Source organism: Streptomyces sp. NPDC019890 (assembly GCF_044903445.1).
Classification (GTDB): domain Bacteria; phylum Actinomycetota; class Actinomycetes; order Streptomycetales; family Streptomycetaceae; genus Streptomyces.
This window is the reverse complement of record NZ_JBJDQK010000004.1, coordinates 163,298-184,427: the sequence shown is the minus strand read 5'-3', so window position 1 is coordinate 184,427 and position 21,130 is coordinate 163,298. Positions and strand designations below refer to the sequence as shown.

Below are 21,130 nucleotides of genomic sequence, written 5' to 3'. Positions count from 1 at the left end.
CAGTATGAGGGAGCCGTTGCGTACGTCCAACTCGTCGTCGCAAGAGGAGAGTTGGCGGGTCTGTCTGCTCCGTACGCAGGACCGGTCGAGCCGTCCGCTGGGCGCCGGGGTGCTGCTCCCCGGAGGACTGGTGCTCACCTGCGCCCACACCGTGCTCTCCCGCCCCGGCGGCGACGGCGTCCGGACCCCTTTCGACACCGTGTACGTGGACGTGCCCGGCACCGCGGCGCTCGCCCGGAAGACACCGGCACCGCTGCGCGCCCGGGTGCTGCGTGAGTATCTCGTCCTGCCCACCCCGCACTTCAGCGGCGATCTCGCCCTGCTCAAGCTGGACAGCGAGCCACCGCTGCCGCATGCCGTACTGCACCGCCAGATCCCCGCCCGCAATGAACCGGTGCACTTCACCGGCTATCCCGAGGATCTGCCCGGCGGCGAGCACCTCGACGCCCGGCTGATGGGGCGCGGCGGGCCCGCGCCCACGCCCGAGTGGGTGCAGCTTGACACGGAGGGCTCGCCGTACGTGGTGCGGCACGGCTACAGCGGCGGCGGGGTCGTGCACAGTCGCTCGCGTCGTCTCATCGGCATCGTGGCGCACCAGTTCGGGACCCCGCAGGCGCCGGTGCGCCGGGAGCATGCGTACATGATCCCGACCGAGACCGTGCTGAAGTATCTGCCGCTGGAACGGCTCGGACTCACCGTCACCGGCCCCCGCGCCGTCTCCCGCGACGTCGCGGTCGCCCACGACAGGACCGCGTCCGGGCGGGTGCCGGGGCTGCACCGCAGGCTGACCCGCTGGCTGGACGGCGCGTCGGACACCGGTCCCGTCGAGCTGGCCTTCGCGGGCGAGGGCGAGGGCGCGCTGCTGCACACCATCCGCTCGGCCCTCACCCTCGCCGACCGGGAGCAGAGCCCGCCGTCCGCGTCCGCGAGTTCGGCGGGCGAGCCGCAGGTGGGCTCCATCGACATCGCCGTCGACGCCACCAATCGCACCGCCGAGCAGCTCGCCGCGCACGCTGCCGAACGAATCGGTCTGGAGGCCCGTACGCCGCACGGCGCGCTCCTGGAGCAGATCGCCGAGGAGAGCCCGCCTCTCATCGCCGCCTTCCTCGCCATCGACAGGGCCGCATCTCCCGACGAGGAGATCATCGCTCTCCTTCGCGCCCTGCTCGCCCGCGGCGACAGCCGGCTGCTGCTGGTCTTCAGCGACCCCCGCTCACCGCTGCTCGCCCGCGTACGCAGCGAGCTGCTGGAGCCCGAGTGGCCCGAGCGCCGTGCGGACCGGCTCGCCACCCGCCTGACCCGGCTCGCCGAGGCCGAACAGCGATTACGACAGCTGCCGGGGCATCAAGGCACGCCGGACCGGCCCGCGGCCCGCCGTCCCGACGCCCGGTCGCCGCGGCTGCGCCGGGAGCTGAGGCAGCTGCGCGCCGGCGGCCCGCTGTACGGCACTCCCGCCCTGCCGCACGCGCTGTTCCGCCTCGCCGTCGATGTCGAAACGGCTCTGCTGGAGGCCGAGGCCGCCGAACAGGCGCTCGCAGGGCCGCTGGGCCCGCGCGAGTTCGTCCTGGAACCGCCGGGCGAAGGGCTCACCGATCTGCCGTTCGTGGCGGTGCGCGACCCGGATGCGCTGGTGACCGCGCCGACAGGGGCCCATCTGGCGAGCGGCGACCGGCTGCACCAGCAGTACGAGGTGGTGGGCCCGTTCGGCCGGGGCAGCCACGGTCAGGTGTATCTGGCGCGCGATCTGCTGCTGGACAACCGGCCGGTGGCGCTCAAGGGGATACTCGACCCGGGCAACCCGGCCGCCGTTCTGCAGGCGCACCAGGAGCGGCTGCGTCTTGTCAGCCTCAACCATCCGTCCGTCATCCGGGTGGTCAACTACGCGCGTCATCCGTCGACTTCGTCGGAGTTCATCGTCATGGAGTTCGCCGACGGCGCGCCGCTGGAGTGGGTCGCGGCCCGTATCGCCCAGCTCCATCCGCCCTTCTCGGGGCCCCGGGTGCGGGAGTTCATCGTCGTGTACGGGCTGCTCATCCTGGACGCGCTCAGCTATCTGCACGACCAGGAGGGCCTTGTCTACGGCGACCTGTCCCTCACCAACGTCCTGCACTGCGGCAACGGCATCAAACTCATCGACGTCGCCGGCGTGCGCAAGCCGGGCGACGCCGGACCGGTCAGCCACCGGCCGCCGGAGGCTGGGCCCCTGGGCGAGATGACGACCGCGGGCGACCTGTACACCGTCGGTGCGGTCCTCGGCTCGCTGCTCGACAAGGCCCCGGCGAGCCCCGCCGACCTGGGCACCCAGTCCCTGGAGCGCGCCCTGCGGCGCGCCATGGCGCACGATCCCAAGCGGCGATACGCCTCCGCCGACGAGATGGCCCTCCAGCTGCGCGGGGTGCTGCGCGAACTGCGTTCCCTGCGGCTCGGCGAGGAGACCTTCGAGCCGTCCCCGCTCTTCGACCCGGCCGCCACCGCCCTGGACGGGCAGCTCGGCAAGGCCCCACCACTGGTCCGCTGGCGCTCCGACGGCAGCCGGGGGCACCCGCTGGGCGCACATGTGCCGGGCCCGGCCGAGGTCGCGGTGGCTCTGCCCGTGCCCAAGCCGGACCGCAAGGACCCCAACTGGAAGAAGCTGCAGCGCACTTCGTACGCCGATCCGGCCGGTCTGCTCCAGCTCAGCGACGAGTGGCTGGCATCGCCCGAACTGCATCTGCTGCGCTGCCGGCTCCATCTGGAGCTCGCCCGCGACCAGTTGCCCCGGCGCGACCAGCAGCTGGTCGCCGCCGGCATGGAGCTCGACCGGGCCGGCCGCCTGCTCGGCGAGCGGGCGGGCTACGACTGGCGGCTCGACTGGCACGGCGGTCTGATCGAACTCGCCCACGGCCGGGTGCGCCCGGCGCTGACCTGCTTCAACGAGGTGTACGACGCCGTTCCCGGCGAGTACGCGCCCAAGCTCGCCCTCGGCTACTGCCACGAGAAGCTGGCCGACTCCGCCGCCGACGCCGGGGCCCGGGAGGACCACCAGCAGCAGGCCATGCAGTTCTATGACGCGGTGTGGCGGCGCAACCATGCGCTCGGCAGCGCCGCCTTCGGCCTCGCCCGCATCCATCTCGCCCGCCGCAGCCCGGACCGGGCCCTCGCCTCGCTGGACGGCGTGCCCCCGGACTCCCGGCACCGCACTGCGGCCCGTACGGCGATGGTGCGCATTCATGCCAGCCCGCCCGCCGACGGGAGCGCCCCGACCGTGGCATCGGCGGTGCGCGCCTACGCCGCGCTGCGCCGGCTGGTCAGCCATGAGGGCCTCACCGACCGGCAGGCGTACGAACGGCTCACGGCGGAGCTGCTGGAACTCCTCCTCGAACTGGTCGGCTCCGCACGACAGACGGATCCGCTGGGCGAACTGCGCGCCTCGCTGCCGCCCGGGGTACCGGTACCAGCCACGGAGCGCCAGTTGCGCGAGCAGCTCTCCGCCGGCTACCGCAAGCTGGCCAAGCAGGTGCCGCGCACGGACCGCGCCGAGCACGCGGCGCTCGCGGAGGCGTTGCTCGACAACGCCTACCGGACCCGCCCGCTCGGTCTGACGCACTACCGGGACCGCAATCCCGAACGGGACCGCAGACCGTGGCCACTGATCGCGTGGCTGGTGCGCAGGCCGTGGCCGCGCGGCTCCGAGGAGAGCGCATGAGCGCCCCGGACCCGCTGCGCGCCGCCGCGGCCCGTGGCCTGCACGCCCTGCGGGGGATCCTTCCCGCCCTGTGGCAGCGCGCCACGGGCCGCACCGCCGAGGGCGGCCGCCCCACCGCCGCGTTCCTGCGCCGCCGCATGCTGGTACTGCCCGCGCTCGCCGTCGTCGCCCTCGCGCTCTCGGCCTCCGCCTACGGCGACATCCACGCCCGTACGGAGCGGCTGCGGGACCGCTGCGCGCCCGCGCTGGTGGATCTGGCGCAGGCCAGGACGTCTCTCGAACTGGCGCAGGCCCAGGCCGAGTTACGGCTGCCACCGGGCAGCAAGGTCCCTCTTGTCGAGCTCGGCGAGACGTACCGCACCCGGCTGACCGAGGCGTCCCAGAGCCTGGGCCGCGTCGCCCAGTCCCGGGCCCTGCACAAGGACCAGGAGCAGGAGCTTCGGGTGGTCTCGGGCCTTGTCGTCGCGTACGGGGACAAGATCGCCTGGGCGGACTGGAACCGCAACACCGAGGTACTGCGCAATGCCGGGGTCGACTACGCCGACGACATGCTGCGCGGCCGCCACACGACCGTCGCCCAGGGCGCCCCGCAGGAGCCCATCTCCATACTCGACCGCATCGCGTCGCTGGAGCGCCAACTGCACGGGGAGGCCCTCGACCTGGCGGCCTGGAGCCCGCTCACCCTGGCGGGCGCGGCGGCTGCCGTGCTCGCGGCCGCGCTCTTCGCCTTCGTACTGGTGGGCACGTCGGTCTTTCTGCACGACCGGCTGCGGCTGATCAGCGTGCAGTTGGCGGCCGCGGCGGTACCGGTGCTGCTCACCCCCGTACTGCTGGGCATCGGCGGCGCCGCCGAGCACGGCGCGCAGCAGCGGGTGCGTACGACGGTCGGCGCCCTGAAGACGGTGGCCGCGGACCGCGCGGCTCCGCGACGGATCGAGTCCATGGCACGCGAGGCGGCCACGGTGATGCGGGCAGCGCACCCCGACGGCTGGTCGCTGACCGCGGGCGTCGTCGTGCCGACGGGCGGCGTGGGTGCGCTCGCCTGCGGCGTGACGCTCTTCTTCTACGTCCGGCCCTACCCGGCCGGCCGCCCCCGACGGAAGTACCCGGACGCATGAAGCGCTTGAGAGCTCTGCTGGCCTGCTGTCTGCTCACCGCCACCGCCGTGACGGCGGGCGGCTGCTCGGACGTCTCCGAGGAGCGGACCCTGGTCGTCCTCGGCCCGTGGACGGACGGCGAGGAAAAGCCGTTCGTGGCGGCGCTGAGGCACATCGGCGAGCGCACCGGGCGCAGTTACGTCTACAAGGGCACCCGCTCGCTGCGCGAGACACTGGTCGCCCAGCTCCAGGCCGGCGCCCCGCCGGACCTGGCGATCCTGAGCAGCCCCGGCGACCTCGCCGAGTACGCGCGCTCGGGGGACGCCTATCCGCTCCCGGAGAAGGTGGCGGGGGCCGCGGTCCCGCCCTGGGCCCCGGCCATCACCGTCGAGAACCAGGAGGGTGAGGCCCGGACCCGCCCCTACTGGGCGCCGGTGCGGGTGGACCTGAAGTCGCTGGTGTGGAGCCGCCGGGCGAGCGCGGGCAAGAAGCCGGACTGGTGCCTGGGCGTGGGCTCGGGCGCCACATCGGGCTGGCCGGGCACCGACTGGGTGGAGGATCTGCTGCTGCAGCGCGAGGGCCCCGCCGCGTACGAGAGGTGGGCGACCGGCCGGACGCCCTGGCCTCAGACCAAGCCGGTCTGGGAGGAGTGGGCGGCACTGCTCGCCGCCAACGGCAGGAACACCCGCGGCCGGGGCCTCGGCAGGGAGGCGCTCGGCGCCTCCTTCGAGCTGCTCGACGACGGCCGGTACGGACTGCTGAACCGCGGCGACTGCACCCATGAGCACCAGGGCTCGTTCATCCGCCGCCACTACGGCGACGATGTCCTGCCGACGCCCACGGCCGCCATCCTCGGCACACAGAAGTCCGGCGAGGGCGCGTACGAGGTCTCCGGCGACATGGCCGCGGTGTTCAAGCCGAGCGCGGCGGCCTGGGACCTGCTCGGCCGGCTCACCTCCCGCGCGGCGCGCGAGGACTGGGCGAAGGCCGCGAAGCCCGGGGAGCGGCCCTACTTCCCGGGCGGCGCGTTCGGCACCGTACCCCCGTCGGGGAGCACGCGCGCCGTGCAGGAGTTGTTCGACAAGGCAGGCCAGATCTGCCTGGACGCGTCGGACGCGATGCCGCCGACCCTGCGCGACGCCTTCTACCGGGCCGTACTGGAATTCCTCGGTGACCCGCAGAAGCCGGGCCTGCTGGACGACCTGCTCGACAAGCTGGAGGCGGAGCGGAACCTCCAGCAGCGCGAGGAGGGGTTCGTACTGGACGACCTGTGCGACAACCCGGTCGTCCCGTCGCCGTAGCACCGCCGTGGAACTAGCCGAAGACGACCGTGCGGCGACCGTTCAGCAGAATCCGGTGCTCCGCATGCCACTTCACCGCGCGCGCCAGCGCCTGGCACTCCACGTCGCGGCCGATCGCCACCAGCTGCTCCGGGGTGACCTCGTGGCCCACCCGCTCGACCTCCTGCTCGATGATCGGGCCCTCGTCGAGATCGGCCGTCACATAGTGCGCGGTCGCGCCGATCAGCTTCACGCCGCGCGCATGAGCCTGGTGGTACGGCTTCGCGCCCTTGAAGCTCGGCAGGAAGGAGTGGTGGATGTTGATGATCCGGCCGCTCAGCTGCTTGCACAGATCGTCGGAGAGCACCTGCATATAGCGCGCGAGCACCACGAGCTCGACGTTCTCGGCGCGCACCAGCTCGAGCAGCTGCGCCTCGGCCTCGGCCTTGGTGTCCTTGGTGACCGGAATGTGGTGGAACGGGACCTCGTACGAGGCGACGAGCTCCGCGAAGTCCGTGTGGTTGGAGACGACCGCGGCGATCTCGACCGGCAGCGCGCCCGTCCTGGAGCGGAAGAGCAGATCGTTGAGGCAGTGGCCGAACTTGCTGACCAGCAGGATGATCCGCATCTGTTGTTCGGCGCGATGCATCTGCCAGTCCATCTGGAAGGCGTCCCCGACGGCGGCGAAGCTGGCCCGCAGCTTCTCCACGGTCACCGGCTGGTCGGCCGAGAAGTGGACCCGCATGAAGAACAGACCCGTGTCCCGGTCGCCGAACTGCTGGCTGTCCTCGATATTGCAGCCGGTCATGAAGAGATAGCTCGACACGGCGTGCACGATGCCCTTTTTGTCCGGGCAGGAGAGCGTCAGGACGTACTGGTCAGTCATCCCCGTAGACTGCCATATTCACCGGCCCCGACAGGGCACCGTCCGTCAGGCGGACCGCGTCATGATACGGAGCACATCGAGCGAGCGTGGCGGGGTGTCCGGGTCCTCGCCGTCATTGACCGACAGCCGCACATGCGCGTCGCGGGCGGCGCGTACGGCCTCCGGCCAGCCGTGATGCTCGATATAAGCCGATACGGGAGCATCCGCACCGACTTGGTGCATGATCCGCAGCACCCGCAGAACGGCTACATCGACGAGGGCCGCCTCGCCGGAGTCGCGGAAGATCGTGCCGACGTACTTCTCGGCGGACCAGTTGTCCAACCAGGTGTCCTCGACCAGGCGGTAGACGGCGTCGGTGACGTCGCCGTACTCCTCGCGGCCGGCCAGCCAGCACTCCTGATGGAAGACGGGATCGGAAAGCATGTGCAGCGCCGAGCGCACATTGCTGCGCCAGCGCCACCAGGGCATGTCATTGAGCGGCATGCCGCCCATGGTGGAGGAGCGACGGCCGCGACGGGAAGAGGGGACCGAACCTTGCTGCACGACTGCGATCGTACGTTCCCATCCCGGGCGGCCCGACCACCCCCTGGAATTCACCTTCACGTCACTCCTCGTTGAGCAATGCTCACTGCACCGTTACCCGGGAGGAGGAAATGTGGCTGAGCATGACCGGCTGGCGACGCTCCTCCTCCCCCCGCCCCTCCAGGACCGTACGGGTTCGCGCCGTATGTATGACCACGACGGCAGCCGTGGCGGCCGGAGCGTCGCTGGTCAGCGGCTGTGGCGTACTCCCTGGAGCCACGGGGGGCTCCAGGGAAACCGTCAAGGTGATGACCTTCGCCCCGCAGGAGACCCGGGCGACGAACCTGCCCGGCATGCCCGCGATGGCGAAGGCGTACGCCCGCTGGGCCAAGGCGCAGGGCGGCCTGGACGGGCACGAGTTGCAGGTGATCACCTGCAACGAGGAGAACACCACGACGGGCGCGGCCGCCTGCGCACGGCGGGCGGTGAAGGAAGGCGTCGTCGCGGTCGTCGGCTCGTACAGCCAGCACGGCGACGCGTTCATGGCTCCGCTGGAGGCCGCGGGCATCCCCTTCATCGGCGGATACGGCATCTCCGAGGAGGAGTTCACCAGCTACCTCTCCTACCCGGTGAACGGCGGGCAGGCGGCCCTCCTCGCGGGCAACGGACGGCAGTTGGCGAACGTCTGCGAGCGGGTCTCGCTGGTACGCCCCAACACACTCGCGGGCGACGAGCTGCCCGAGCTCCTCAACTCCGGCCTCTCGGAAGGCAGTCGGCACACGTCGGCGGACATCGTCGCGGAGGAGGACGCGACGGACTACACCGCGCAGGCCAAGCAGGCCCGCAAGAAGGCGGGTTCGACGTCCGGGTTCGGGTTGGGGTCGGCGTCCGGTTCGGGTTCCGGTTCCGGTTCCGACGACCGTCCCGGGTGCGTCACGGCTGCGCTCGGCGAGCGCACCGAGACCTTCTTCGACTCCTTCCGGCGGCTGCCCGAGGACGGCCGGAAGATCCGGGTCTCCTCCGTCATGGGCAGCGTCGGCCAGCCGCTCATCGACCGCACCGGCGGGCGCAACGGGCCCTTCGAAGGCGCCTACGTCACCGGCTGGTACCCGGACGCGGGCGATGCGCGCTGGAGCGAGATGGAGAAGGTGATCCGCGCCTACGCGTTCGGCGACAACCGGATCGACCCGGCGGACGCGGGCGTGCAGACGACCTGGATCGCGTACACCGTGCTGAGGGCGGTCATCCACTCCCTCGGCTCGGACGACATCTCGCCCGGGAAGATCGCGCGCGCCCTGGACGGCGGAGTAGAGGTGTCGACCGGCGGCCTGACGCCCCCGCTGCGCTGGGAGTACGAGGACATGCTCGGCACGCCCGGCTTCCCGCGGATCGTCAACAGCAGCGTGACGTACCAAGTGGTGCGCGACGGGCGGCTGGTGGCGCAGCGGCCGGGCTTTGTGGACGTCGCAAAGACGCTGGCTAACTCCGTGTCCCTGTAGCCCCCGTAGGGGCTACAGGGGACTACAGCTGGTCGGCAGGGGACTACAGCTGGTCGGCGCGGCGCTCGGTGAGCTCGTACTTACGGGCGATCGCGTTCCACAGCGCGGAGGCCTCCCGCTTGGCCTTGGTCGCCTCACCGCTGGCACGGTTGGCCTGCGCGGTCTGCCCGGTGTTGCGGGCCTTGCCGCCCTTGCAGCCCTTCTTGTCCTTGACCTGCTGGGCCCATGCCGCGTAGTGGTCGTCGGCGGACGCGGACGCCTGCCAGGCCTTGGTGAGCGCGGAGGTCAGCTCGGCGTGGCCGGCCAGCTTGTCGACGGTCAGCCCCTGCAGGCGCGTCACCAGACCGCGGCGCTGGTTCGCGGCCCCGCTCAGATCGGCGGCCGCCTGGTCCAGGTTCTGGCACTGCTTGATGCTCTCGACCGAGCGGATGACCGCGCCACGGCTGTTGTTGCTGTCCGCGAGGAGCTTGTCGAGCGCCTCGGCCTGGGCCTTGGCGGGGTCGGCAGCGGCCTCGGTGCTGTTGTTGGGGGCGGCGGAGGTCGCGGCGACGTTCTTGCCGGCGCCGGGGTCGTCCTGCTTCTCGTCCCCGCCGAACATCACCATGCTGACGCCGAGCCCGAGGACGGCACAGCCGACGACGACGGCCGCGATGACAGGCACGCGGGAGGACTTGCGCTGCCGGGGCTCGGGCTCGTACTGCGGCTGGTGCTGGGCCTGCTGGTGCTGGGCCTGCTGATACTGGGGCTGCTGGTGCCGCCGCCGGGTCGGCCGGGGCGTCTCGAAGCGGGGCAACTGCTGCGTGGAATCGGGCGTTTGGGCGGTGGGCCCGTCCGTACGGAAGAGACTGTCGAACTCCGCGGGCGGCTGCCGGTCCCCCGGAGCCCCGGGCCTGATCCCGAACGGCGCGGCGCTGGGCGCGGCAGGCACGGGCGCGATGTACTGCGTCGCATCGGCATCGGCCGCCGCGCCGGGCCCGGCGCCGGGCCCGGTCCCGAGGAACTGCGTCGACTCGGCCGGAGCCTCGGGAGGCAGAGCGCCGGGTGCGACGGGAGGGATGAACTGGGTGGCGTCGGAGTCCCCCGGACCCGCGGCCTGCATCTGCGGCAGGGCCTGCGGGTCCCCGCCCTGCGGGCCGAAGTCCTGCGGAGGCAGCCCGTGGCCCGGCAGCGCCTGCCCAAGCGCGTCCGGCGGAAGCCCCTGCGTGATCCCGTCCTGAGGCAGCATCCGGCCGTCCGGTCCCTGCGCGTACGAAGGGCCCTGGCCGGGAAGTCCCTGCGGATACGAACCCTGAGGCAGCCCCTGCGGCGCGGACGCGCCCTGCGGAGGCAGCGCCTGGCCCGGCGCGCCCTGCGGGGGCATCCCGTGCCCCTGCTGCGGCTGGGCTCCGTACGGCTGCTGCGGTGGCTCGGGCCAGCCCGGCTGCGAGACCGGTCCACCCGGGCCCTCCGGGCCGTCCGGCGCAGCCCCGGTCGGTGGTCCCCACGGCTGGCCCCATGGCTGGCCGCCCGCCGGAGCCACCTGGGCGTCGGAGACACCCGGTATCCAGGGCTCACTTCCGTCGGCGGGCAGCACGACGCCTTCGTGCGCGGGCCGCGCAGCAGGCAGCTGCTGCTCGTCACCCTGACCGCTTTGCGTCACCGGGACTCCTACGTGTGGACCTATGGAATCGACGGCTCACGCTACCGGCTGCCTCAGCCGGTCCGCACACACGCGTGACAGCAGTAACAAGACTGCAGCTCAATACGCTGGTAAGGGGCGTGCGTGAGGATCACCACAAACCTTCACACTCCCTTCCCCGCCCCTTACGCGCCCCTTCCGCGCCCCTCACGCCGCCTGGAGCTCCAGGCGGGCACCGAACTCCCGCACCGACGGCTCGTCCGCGTACGGATCCAGCCGCTGCTGAAGGTCGTCCAGATACTCCGCGCCCCGGCTGGAGCGCAGCCGCCCCAGCAGCTCCACCGCGCGCGTGCCCGTATGACACGCCTGCTCCACCTCGCGCTGCTGCACCTGCGCCGTCGCCAGCAGCACGAGCCCGATCGCCCGCCGCCTGGCCCGCGACTCCGGGTGGGCCTCCAGCGCGTGGGAGGCATGGTGCGCGGCCGCCTCCGCCTGGCCCAGGTCGCGATAGCAGTGCGCCAGCTCGTCAGCCAGATAGGCATGGTCGAAGTGGGAGATCCACGCCGGGTCGTCGCCCGCCGCATGCTCCGCCCGCTCCAGCGAGGCGAGCGCCTTGCCCGCCACCGCGTGGCAGGTGCGGGCGTCCCCGAGCAGCGCGTGCCCGCGCGCCTCCGCGGCGAAGAACATCGCCTCGGCCCGCGGAGTGACCCGCCCCTTCGCCCCTTCCTGCGCGGCTCGCGCCAGCTGCGAGATCTCCCGCGGGTTGCCCAGCTGGGCGGCCAGATGACTCATGGAGGCGGCCAGCACATAGCCGCCGTATGCCCGGTCGCCCGCCGCCTGGGCGAGCCGCAGCGCCTGGATGTAGTAGCGCTGGGCGAGCCCCGGCTGGCCGGTGTCGACCGCCATGTACCCGGCGAGCTCCGTCAACCGCGCGACCGCCGCGAACAGTTCACGGCCGACAGCTTCGCGGTACGACCCCGAGAGCAGCCCGGAGACGACGCTGTTCAGATAGTGGACGACGACCGGCCGGACATGACCGCTGCCGAAGCGGTGGTCCAGCTCGGTGAGCGCCGCCGTCATCGCTCTCACCGCCTCGACGTCCGAGACCCCGACCCGCGCCCCCGCCGTGCGCGCCACCTGCGTGTCCGCGCCGGTGATCAGCCAGTCGCGGCTGGGCTCGACGAGCGCGGACGCGGCGACCGCGGACCCGGACAGGAAGTCGCGCCGGCCGACGTCGCTGCGCCACAGCTCGCAGACCTGCTCGATCGCGCCGAGCACGGTCGGCGAGAACTGCAGGCCAACGCCCGAGGCGAGGTTCTTGCCGTTCGCCATGCCGATCTCGTCGATCGTGACCGTGCGCCCGAGCTTGCGGCCCAGCGCCTCGGCGATGATTCCCGGCGCCCGGCCGCGCGGCTGCTGCCCGCGCAGCCAGCGCGCCACCGACGTCTTGTCGTAGCGAAGATCCAATCCCCGCTCGGCACCCACCATGTTGACTCGACGGGCGAGGCCGGCGTTGGAACACCCGGCTTCCTGAATGAGCGCCTGCAACCGTTCGTTCGGCTGTCGGGCTACGAGAGGCCTGGCTGCCATGACTACCCCCTGAGGCCGTGGGTGATCCATGAAGTGATCACTGCCCGGCTGATATACGGAGAATGCAGACTTCGAACGAGTTGGACTGTTATTTCCCGGACGACGTCCATCACGACGTCCGGGTGACGCGTCCCCACGCTGACGCCCCCTGCGTGTGGCTACCCGCCCGCAGCCACCCCGCTTCATGCGCGCCCCCGTTCGTGCACCCGTGCGCCCCGCGTGCAGGATCGATGCCCCGTGTCCTCGCCGCCGCTCGCCCGTAACCCGAGGTGACGGCGGGAGTTGAGTGTGTCGTGAATGAGACCATCGGAGTCGAAGAGACCGTCGGAGTCACGGAAGCCGCGCACATCCCCCAGCAGCGCGGTGAACTGCTGCTGGACAACGCCGTGCGGTATGCGGAGGAGCGGCACTGGGACGTGTTTCCCGGCACCTGGCTGGAGCCCGCGGACGGCAGGGAACTGTGCTCGTGCGGCAACGCCGACTGTGCCTCGGCCGGCGCCCATCCGACCGGGCCGGACTGGGCGAACCAGGCGACCGGCAGCGGGACGGCGGCACGACGGATGTGGTCGCAGCAGCCGAAGGCGTCGATCCTGCTGCCGACGGGACGCACCTTCGACGCTCTCGACGTTCCGGAGTCGGCGGGCTTCCTGGCCCTGGCGCGCCTGGAGCGGCTGGACCTGCCACTGGGCCCGGTGACCTGCACCCCCGACCGCCGGATGCTGTTCTTCGTACTGCCCGGCGCTGCGCTCAAGGTCCCCGATCTGATCCGCACCATGGGCTGGATGCCGAGCTCGATCGATCTCGTCGCACGGGGCGAGGGCCACTATGTCGCGGCCCCGCCGACCCGCATCGGCGGCCATGGCGCGGTGCAGTGGGTCCGCCGCCCCACGCACGCGAACCGGTGGCTGCCGGACGCGGACGAGTTGATCAGCCCGCTGGCCTACGCATGCGGGCGGGAGGCGGCCGCCGAACGCGCACGGCGTGGATAAGGAACGCCGTACATAAGGTGGTCCCGTACAGATGGGCACACGGGGACACCGAAGGGCAGGGCACCATGCCGGACCAGGCAGTTGGAGCCGCAGAGGCGGGCGGAGCGCACACAGCGCCGCCCGCCGTTCGTGTTGAGGGACTGTGGAAGAGGTTCGGCGAGCAGGTCGCGGTCGCCGGCATCGACCTCACGCTCCCCGCGGGCAAGTTCATCGGCCTGGTCGGCCCGAACGGCGCGGGAAAGACGACGACCCTGTCCATGGTGACGGGCCTGCTCCGTCCGGACCAGGGCCGGGTGGAGGTGGTCGGTCACGACGTGTGGCGCGACCCGGTCGAGGTGAAGTCCCGTATCGGCGTACTGCCGGAGGGTCTGCGCCTCTTCGAGCGCCTGTCCGGGCGCGAACTGCTCGCGTACAACGGACGGCTGCGGGGTCTGCCGGGAGACGAGGTCGACAAACGCGCCGCCCAGCTCCTGGACGTACTCGACCTCGCGGGCGCGCAGCACAAGCTGGTCGTCGACTACTCGACGGGCATGCGGAAGAAGATCGGGCTTGCGGCCGCCCTGCTGCACAATCCCGAAGTGCTCTTTCTGGACGAGCCGTTCGAGGGTGTCGACCCGGTCTCGGCGCAGACGATCCGCGGGGTCCTCGAGCGGTACACGGCCTCGGGCGCGACGGTCGTCTTCTCCAGCCATGTGATGGAACTGGTGGAGTCGCTGTGCGACTGGGTGGCGGTGATGGCGGCCGGCCGGATCCGCGCGCAGGGCCCGCTCGCCGAGGTACGGGGCGATGCGCCGTCGCTGCAGAACGCGTTCCTGGAGTTGGTGGGGGCGAACGGCCGGGACACCGGAGCGTCGCTGGACTGGCTGGGCGGCGGCAAGCGTTGAGTACCTCATCCCCGACCTCGGCATTCCGGACCCCGGCACCTGGCACCTCGGCCTCCCTGACCCCGGTCTTCGTCCGGCTCAAGCTGTCGCTGCTGCGCAACGGCCTGCGCCAGTCGTCGGGCCGCAAGGCCGCGTACATCTCGTCCGTCGTCGTCACGCTGCTGTTCGCCGCGCTCCAGCTCATCGGCCTGATCGCGCTGCGCGGAAACGAGCACGCGGCGTCGGTGGTGGTGCTGCTGACGGCCGTACTGGCGCTGGGCTGGGCGGTCATGCCGCTGTTCTTCCCCAGCGGCGACGAGACGCTGGACCCGACGCGGCTGGTGATGCTGCCGCTGCGTCCCCACTCTCTTGTACGGGCCCTGCTCGCCGCATCCCTGGTGGGCATCGGCCCGCTGTTCACACTGTGTCTTGCGGTGGGCTCGGCGTTCGCGGTCACGCACGGCGGGGTCGGGGTCGGGGTCGCGGTCATCGCCGTGCCGCTCACCCTGCTGGTGTGCGTGGCGCTGGCGCGCGCGGTCGCGGCGGCCAACATCCGTCTGCTGACCTCGCGCAAGGGCCGCGACCTGGCAGTGCTCAGCGGTCTCGTGATCGCGATCGGCATCCAGGTCGTCAACTTCGGCGCACAGCGGCTCGGCGACGCGGGGGGCCTCTCGACGCTCGACCCGGTGGCATCCGTGGTGCGCTGGATTCCGCCGGCGTCGGCGATCGGCGCGGCGGACTCGGCGAGCGAGGGCGCGTACGCGGTCGCCGCGGGCCAGTTGGCACTGTCGGCAGTGGCACTGTTCCTGCTGCTGTACTCCTGGCAGCACAGTCTGACGAAGCTGATGACGGCCCCGGACGGTTCGACGCTGGCCGCGGCCTCGGAGCCGACCCGCAAGGAGTCCGCTTCCAGCTTCCACCACCTGCTGCCGGAGGGCCGTACGGGCACGGTGATGCAGCGCAGCCTGCGCTATGTGTGGCGGGACCCGAAGACGAAGGCCGCGTGGGTGACGGCGCTGGCGATCGGCCTGATCGTGCCGCTGTTCAACGCGCTCCAGGGCACCGGCTCGGTCTACTTCGCCTGCTTCGCGGCGGGGATGCTGGGCATCCAGATGTACAACCAGTTCGGCCAGGACACCTCGGCGTTCTGGATGGTGGCACTGACGATCTCGTCCACGAAGGACGCGTATGTGGAACTGCGGGCGCGGGCGCTGGCGTTGCTGGTGATCACGCTTCCGTACACGGCGCTGGTCACGGTCCTCACCGCGTCGCTCCTCGGCAACTGGAAGGCCCTGCCGGAGGTGCTCGGTCTGTCCTTCGCCCTGCTGGGCGCGATGCTGGCGACCGGGGCGGTGGCGTCGGCACGCTTCCCCTACTCGATCCCGCAGGACAGCGCGTACAAGAACGTCGCCCCCGGGCAGGGCGGCCTGGCCTGGATCTCGATCTTCGGCGGCATGATCTCGGCGGCGGTGCTGTGCGCGCCGGTGATCGCGCTGACGATCTGGCTGCACGCGGCGAACGCCGGCCAGTCGGCGCTGTGGCTGCTGTTGCCGCTGGGCGCGGCGTACGGCCTGCTGATCGGCTGGGCAGGGGTACGGGTGGCGGCGCCGCAGACGGCGAACCGGCTGCCGGAGATCCTGGCGGCGGTCAGCAAGGGGTGAGGGCGGGGGCCTGGTTGTACGGTGCCCCGCGCCCGTGACATAGCGTCATGGGCATGTCGACGCCGCCTCCCAACCCTTATACACAGCCGCAGTATCCGCAGCAGCAGCCGCCGTATCCGCAGCAGGGGTACGCGCCTCAGCCGCCCGCCGGGTACCCGTACGCGCAGCCGCAGCAGTACCCGTACCCGCAGCAGTACGGCGGGGGTTGGGGCGCGCCTCCGCCCCCGCCGAAGAACAAGGGCCCGATGATCGCGCTCATCACGGTGGCGTCCATCGCGGGCATCTTCGCCATCTCGTGGTTCGGGAACAACGTCGTCGGTGGCGGATCGAGCGGCACCGGCTTCCCGGCGGCGGAGTACCGGCTGACACTCCCCAAGACGCTCCTCGACGGAAAGTACAAGCTGTCCGACGACCAGTCCGCCAAACACCAGGAGGAGCTGGCCGGGACGAGCGAGGCCAACATCCGCGATGCCAAGGCTTCGGTGGCCCAGTACCTCTCCGCATCCGAGTCCGGTGTCCTGATCGTCTCGGGCATGCACGGCCGTATCAAGGACCCGGACGAGGCCCGCACCAAGATCTTGGGCGGCGCGGGGAAGTCGGACGGCTCCACCATCGTCGTACCGCCCAAGGACTTCACTCCGGCGGGCTCGGAAGTGACCATCACCTGCCAGGTGATGACGACGGAGCAGACGGGCGGCGGCACGAACACGCTCCCGATGTGCGCATGGGCCGACTCCAACACGAATGTGGCCGTCGGCCTGACCACGGTCCGGACCTCGAAGCAGTCCCCGGAGGAGGTCGACCTCACATCGGTGGCGGAGGCGACGGTGAAGATCCGCGCGGAGATGCGCAAGCTGCTTCGGTGATGTCCCCCGGGGCCTGTCTTCCGTAGACCCAGCAGACCCCGTAGACCTCGTATACACATTCGCCATACACAATTCGCCGGAGCGACGCCCTCCACCGAGATCCGCACACCGAACCGACACAACTCGGCGCTCTCATCGCGACCGTGCGGGCGGGGGTGATGGATGAGCGCCCGTGTCTGCGCTCCAACTCGGCGGGACCCCGGAACCGGGGCATCCACCCCTCGGAGCGACGGTTTCCAGTCGATGCGGGCCTCACAGCCAGGGCGTCGCTCCGCACATCAGCGCAGCTCAGGCGGTAGTTTTCCGTTGCACCACCGGAAATTGCCCACATGCTGGACACCCTCGCACACCCGTTCCGAGCTGCCCGAACGACCATTCGGTCGCTGCTGCTTGGTCGTATTCGGCCGGAAAAGGGCGATCGATGTGCGCTCACTGTACGCATGGGCAAGACTCCTGACCGCAATCAACCCCCGAGCGAAGGAGTTTCACAGATGCGTTACATCCGCAACACAATCGCCGCTGCCGCCACCGCCGCAGCCCTCGTTCTGACCACCCCGGCGGTCGCCGGCATCGCGCAGGCCCAACCCGCGCAGCCCACTCAGGCGAAGAGCCTGTACGCGCCTTCCGCGCTCGTGCTCACGATCGGCAAGGGCGCGGAGGCCACGACGGCCACCGTCGTGCGCGCCGCGACCCTGAGCTGCGCCCCGCGGCCCGACGGCACCCACCCCTCGGCGGCTGCGGCGTGTACGGAACTGATGGCCGTGGAAGGCAACTTCGCCGCGCTGACCAAGTCGCCGTCGCACAAGCCGTGCACGCGCCAGTGGGACCCGGTCGTGGTCACCGCTCAGGGCGTCTGGCAGGGCAAGCACGTCACCTGGTCGGCCACCTACGGCAATGCGTGCGAGATGGAGGGCAGCCTGGCCCAGGGCGCGGTCTTCGCGTTCTGACCCTGCCGTCGCCTCAGGCGATGTTCCACGAGGCCGGCAGCCCACCCCCGCAGAAGACGCACACGAAGTCGTCCTCCCGCACGACGTTGACCTCCCCGCAGACAACGCACCGCCGGAAGACGACCTCGTACGTGAACCCGTCAGGCCGACCGATCCCGACCCGCTCCAGCGCCTCGGCAACCGCCGGCCAGGAGTCGAGGTCGGGGCAGTAGCCGGTCGACTGGTTGCTGACCTCGCTGATCGCCCAGCCGTTGCCGCCGCGGCGCAAGGCGCAGATCCCCACCCTCATCGACGACGTACGTGAACGGCTCCGCCAGCTCCTCGGCAGCCTGTTCCGCGACCCAGTCCTCGAAGCCGCCGAGGCTACGAACGACCCGGCCCCCGCTCCCGGGCCGGAGGGCTTCCCGAATCTCGTCGGGCCCGACGTACGCGTAACGCCGCCCGCCAGCCATGCGTCATCCCACTTTCGGTGAAGTCCAGGCCGCTCAGGGCGTCAGCACGCCGTCCAGGAACGGCTCGATGGCCGTCCGCCAGCCCTCCGGCTGGTCGTAGTGCACCAGGTGGCCGGCGTCCGCCACCTCCGCGTACTCCCCCCTCGGCAGGACCCGCACCATCTCCTGAGCCTCCGCGCGGCCCAGTTCGCCGTCGAGACCGCGGACCACCAGGGTCGGGCACTGGACCAGGGCCAGTTCCTCCCAGTGCGCGTCGTAGACCCAGGTCTCGCGGGACATGAGCATCTGGCGGCGGGAGAAGACCGGACGCCAGCCGTCCGCACGCTCCGCCATGACTTCGGCGAAGAACTCGCCGCGGGAGGGGTTGTGGCGCTCCAACCAGGGGTCGTCCTCGCCGAACCACTTGCGGACGTCCGCCAGCGTCGCGAAGGGGACGGGCCAGGAGCGGAACCAGTCGCTCCACTCGCGTTGCGATGCCGCGCCCAGCGCGGAGGCGCGCATATCGCAGATGATCAGGGCCTGGACCAGGTCCGGGCGCTTGGCCGCGACCTGCCAGGCGGTGAGCGCGCCCATCGAGTGGCCGATCAGGGTCACCGGGGCGAGGCTCAGCTGTTCGATGGCGGACTCGGCGTCGGAGACATACGCCTCGCGGGTGAACGGTCCCTCCGCCGGCTTGTCACTGCGGCCGTGTCCGCGCTGGTCGAGGGCGACCGCGCGATGACGCTCGGCCAGCCAGCGGGCCGTGGAGGCCCAGTGTGCTGCACGGCCCATCAGTCCGTGCAGGAGTAATACCCCGGGGGCCTCCGCCTCGCCGCGCCCTTTTGGCGGGTCGGCGAACTCCCAGGCAGCCAGGCCTACGCCCTCGGCTCCGATTACGTCGATGCGCCGCACCATGTGGCCTGGCACCCCCTTCTCTCCCCCAGGTCGTCCTGCCCTATCCAGCCCTGCCAGACTATCGAACCTTTATTCGAAAATGCGGTCCCGGCGCACAACACCGCTCGTTCGAGTGACCGCGCTCAAGGATTGACTCCCGCCGCCATGGGGAGATCTTCTGCGGGAGGCGGGCCACTCGGGGATGAGGGCCCGTGGGGAATGACCCTGGGAGCTCGGGGCTCCGGGTCAGCACAGGGGAGGACAGGCCCCGGCGCCCTTGGGCGCCGGGGCACTCCTGTGGAGACATGACTGCGCAGTTGACGTGCTGGACGCGGTGGACGCGCTGTTGCGCGCGCCGGGCGTACGACGGGCGCATCACCCAGTTCCCTCCCCGGCCGTGGGGTCATATGCCTCAGCCACAGCGTGGCACGCGAACCGCCCGGGCGCTGCCATTCCGGGCGGAAAACGGTTACTGGCGGGTGGAAATCGACTACTGCTTGGCCACAAACACATGCGAGGCCACATCAGCCTCAAGCTCCGCGGCCTCCCCGCTGCTGCCCACCAGCACTCCGCCCGCGGACTCCGTCACACTCACCACCGAGCCGGGCTGCACGCCCGCCCGCCGCAAGGTGTACATGAGCTGGGCATCCGTCTGGATCGGCTCGCCGATACGCCGTACGACCACGGTCTTGCCGTCCACGCCCGGGTCCAGATCCGCCAGCGAAACCATGCCCTCGTCCAGGAACGGGTCGGCCTCCGCCTTCTCGCCCAGCTCCTCGAGACCCGGGATCGGGTTCCCGTACGGAGACTCCGTCGGGTGGCGCAGCAGTTCCAGCACGCGCCGCTCCACCGCCTCGCTCATTACATGCTCCCAGCGACACGCCTCCGCGTGGACCTGCTCCCACTCCAGGCCGATCACGTCGACGAGCAGACACTCGGCGAGCCGGTGCTTGCGCATCACGCGCGTCGCGAGCCGCCGGCCCTCCTCGGTCAGCTCCAGGTGGCGGTCGCCCGCGACCGTCACCAAGCCGTCCCGTTCCATACGCGCCACGGTCTGGCTGACCGTCGGGCCGCTCTGGTCGAGCCGCTCGGCGATGCGGGCGCGCATGGGCACCACACCTTCCTCTTCCAGTTCGAGGATGGTGCGGAGATACATCTCCGTCGTGTCGATCAATCCGGACATACGTGCCCCTCGATGCTCTGACTTGAAAACAGTCGTGCGCTGGCCCCGACTCAATTCTGACGCATCCCACTGACAACCGTGCCGTGCCGGGGGAAGCCCTTCGGTGACCGGATGCGCAGGGCCGGTCGGGGAGCCCGTATTGACAGGGCAATGGTCCAGACCGCAACGTGATCCGCGACACGGGTATTCCCGCGGTCGTCCATCTGGTCCACCCCTGTGCACCCGTACGCCACGCGCACAGGTACCCCTCCGTGTTTCCCATCCCCCGAAAGGGCTCGGCGATGAGCGAGAGCAAGCTGGCCGGTCAGTTCTTCGACGCCGCGATCGGTCTGCTGCAGCGTGCGCGGGACGAAGAGGCGGCGAACATCGCGGCCGCGGGAGTCGCGATCGCGGACACCGTCGCGGCGGGCGGCCGCCTCTTCGCCTTCGGCGCCGGGCACTCCTCGCTGGCCGCGCAGGACGTCGTCTACCGGGCGGGCGGCCTCGCCCTGATGAACCTGCTCGCCGTTCCCGGCGTCGTCGGCGTCGACGTCATGCCTGCGACGCTCGGCTCCGCGCTGGAGCGGGTGGAGGGGCTGGCGGGGGCGGTGCTCGACTCCAGCCCGGCGAAGTCCGGCGACGTGCTGGTGATCATCTCCCTCTCCGGTCGGAACGCGCTGCCGGTGGAGATGGCGATGAACGCGCGGGCGCTCGGGCTGAAGGTCATCGGGGTGACGTCGGTGGCGTACACGGAGGGGACCAGGTCGCGGCATGTGTCCGGGACCTTCCTCAAGGACCACTGCGACATCGTGCTGGACTCGAAGATCGCGGTCGGGGACGCGGAGCTGACGCACGAGGGGATCGAGGCGCCGTTCGCGCCCGCGTCGACCGTCGTCACGAGCGCGCTGATGCAGGCGACGATGGCCGCGGCGGCGGAACAGCTGGTGGAGCGGGGGATCGAGCCGCCGCTGCTGCGGTCGGGGAATGTGGACGGCGGGCATGAGTGGAACGGCCGCGTGATGAGCGAGTACGGGGACCGGATCTTCTTCCGTCACTAGGTCCTGTCCGGGCGGCGTCCTGCTTTGCCCCGTAACCGGGGCTCCGCCCCGGACCCTCCCCCCTACGCCTCAATTGCCGGCG

General features: G+C 71.1%; 16 protein-coding genes and 1 pseudogene. 10 read left to right on the top strand and 7 right to left on the bottom strand.

What is annotated here, in order from left to right:
- The first annotated feature begins 4 nt into the window (after positions 1 to 4).
- The 3 genes from ACI2LP_RS13140 to ACI2LP_RS13130 are packed head-to-tail and all read left to right on the top strand — an operon-like array spanning position 5 to position 6,083.
- Entirely contained in the window at positions 5 to 3,685 is a 3,681-nt protein-coding gene (locus ACI2LP_RS13140; protein WP_404724610.1) for a tetratricopeptide repeat protein, read from the top strand.
- A complete protein-coding gene (locus ACI2LP_RS13135) occupies positions 3,682 to 4,803 on the top strand; it encodes a hypothetical protein (RefSeq protein WP_404724609.1) in 1,122 nt (373 codons plus the stop codon). Before ACI2LP_RS13140 ends, ACI2LP_RS13135 begins: the two co-directional genes overlap by 4 nt.
- A complete protein-coding gene (locus tag ACI2LP_RS13130; protein WP_404724608.1) occupies positions 4,800 to 6,083 on the top strand; it encodes an extracellular solute-binding protein in 1,284 nt (427 codons plus the stop codon). Before ACI2LP_RS13135 ends, ACI2LP_RS13130 begins: the two co-directional genes overlap by 4 nt.
- Positions 6,084 to 6,096: 13 nt before the next feature.
- Here the strand turns inward: ACI2LP_RS13130 and purU are convergent, their stop codons facing one another.
- Both purU and ACI2LP_RS13120 read right to left on the bottom strand, forming a co-directional pair.
- Entirely contained in the window at positions 6,097 to 6,948 is an 852-nt protein-coding gene (gene purU / locus ACI2LP_RS13125) for a formyltetrahydrofolate deformylase (RefSeq protein WP_404724607.1), read from the bottom strand.
- 45 nt (positions 6,949 to 6,993) lie between these two features.
- A complete protein-coding gene (locus ACI2LP_RS13120; RefSeq protein ID WP_360868231.1) occupies positions 6,994 to 7,440 on the bottom strand; it encodes a hypothetical protein in 447 nt (148 codons plus the stop codon).
- A gap of 173 nt (positions 7,441 to 7,613) precedes the next feature.
- Between ACI2LP_RS13120 and ACI2LP_RS13115 the strand changes: the two genes are divergently transcribed.
- Positions 7,614 to 8,969, top strand: a complete 1,356-nt coding sequence (locus tag ACI2LP_RS13115) for an ABC transporter substrate-binding protein (protein ID WP_404724606.1) — start codon at positions 7,614 to 7,616, stop codon at positions 8,967 to 8,969.
- Positions 8,970 to 9,012: 43 nt separating this feature from the next.
- On the opposite strand, the gene ACI2LP_RS13110 is transcribed toward ACI2LP_RS13115, so the two are convergent.
- Both ACI2LP_RS13110 and ACI2LP_RS13105 read right to left on the bottom strand, forming a co-directional pair.
- On the bottom strand, positions 9,013 to 10,608 hold the full coding sequence (locus ACI2LP_RS13110) for a hypothetical protein (protein ID WP_404724605.1): 1,596 nt from the start codon (positions 10,606 to 10,608) through the stop codon (positions 9,013 to 9,015).
- A gap of 186 nt (positions 10,609 to 10,794) precedes the next feature.
- Positions 10,795 to 12,177 carry a transcriptional regulator gene (locus ACI2LP_RS13105; protein WP_404724604.1) on the bottom strand — a complete coding sequence of 461 codons (1,383 nt, stop codon included), beginning with the start codon at positions 12,175 to 12,177 and terminating at the stop codon, positions 10,795 to 10,797.
- Between the two features lie 293 nt (positions 12,178 to 12,470).
- Between ACI2LP_RS13105 and ACI2LP_RS13100 the strand changes: the two genes are divergently transcribed.
- The 5 genes from ACI2LP_RS13100 (at position 12,471) to ACI2LP_RS13080 (ending at position 17,503) form a co-directional block, all read left to right on the top strand.
- Complete coding sequence (locus ACI2LP_RS13100; RefSeq protein ID WP_404724603.1) at positions 12,471 to 13,166, top strand: bifunctional DNA primase/polymerase; 696 nt, start codon at positions 12,471 to 12,473, stop codon at positions 13,164 to 13,166.
- 65 nt (positions 13,167 to 13,231) lie between these two features.
- Positions 13,232 to 14,050 carry an ABC transporter ATP-binding protein gene (locus ACI2LP_RS13095; RefSeq protein WP_404724602.1) on the top strand — a complete coding sequence of 273 codons (819 nt, stop codon included), beginning with the start codon at positions 13,232 to 13,234 and terminating at the stop codon, positions 14,048 to 14,050.
- Positions 14,047 to 15,690 carry a transporter gene (locus ACI2LP_RS13090; protein WP_404724601.1) on the top strand — a complete coding sequence of 548 codons (1,644 nt, stop codon included), beginning with the start codon at positions 14,047 to 14,049 and terminating at the stop codon, positions 15,688 to 15,690. Before ACI2LP_RS13095 ends, ACI2LP_RS13090 begins: the two co-directional genes overlap by 4 nt.
- Before the next feature lie 53 nt (positions 15,691 to 15,743).
- The gene (locus ACI2LP_RS13085; RefSeq protein ID WP_404724600.1) at positions 15,744 to 16,556 is read left to right on the top strand and encodes a hypothetical protein; all 813 of its coding nucleotides are present in this window, start codon (positions 15,744 to 15,746) and stop codon (positions 16,554 to 16,556) included.
- A 491-nt stretch (positions 16,557 to 17,047) separates the two neighbouring features.
- Entirely contained in the window at positions 17,048 to 17,503 is a 456-nt protein-coding gene (locus tag ACI2LP_RS13080; protein WP_404724599.1) for a subtilase-type protease inhibitor, read from the top strand.
- Between the two features lie 13 nt (positions 17,504 to 17,516).
- Here the strand turns inward: ACI2LP_RS13080 and ACI2LP_RS13075 are convergent.
- The 3 genes and pseudogenes from ACI2LP_RS13075 to ACI2LP_RS13065 form a co-directional block, all read right to left on the bottom strand.
- Positions 17,517 to 17,955 (bottom strand): annotated as a pseudogene (locus ACI2LP_RS13075) (hypothetical protein).
- A gap of 33 nt (positions 17,956 to 17,988) precedes the next feature.
- Positions 17,989 to 18,849: an alpha/beta fold hydrolase gene (locus ACI2LP_RS13070; protein WP_404724927.1), complete on the bottom strand. Its 861-nt coding sequence runs from the start codon at positions 18,847 to 18,849 to the stop codon at positions 17,989 to 17,991.
- A gap of 469 nt (positions 18,850 to 19,318) precedes the next feature.
- Complete coding sequence (locus ACI2LP_RS13065; protein WP_404724598.1) at positions 19,319 to 20,011, bottom strand: metal-dependent transcriptional regulator; 693 nt, start codon at positions 20,009 to 20,011, stop codon at positions 19,319 to 19,321.
- 281 nt (positions 20,012 to 20,292) lie between these two features.
- On the opposite strand from ACI2LP_RS13065, the gene ACI2LP_RS13060 reads away from it, so the two are divergent.
- On the top strand, positions 20,293 to 21,048 hold the full coding sequence (locus ACI2LP_RS13060; RefSeq protein ID WP_404724597.1) for an SIS domain-containing protein: 756 nt from the start codon (positions 20,293 to 20,295) through the stop codon (positions 21,046 to 21,048).
- Positions 21,049 to 21,130 lie beyond the last annotated feature (82 nt).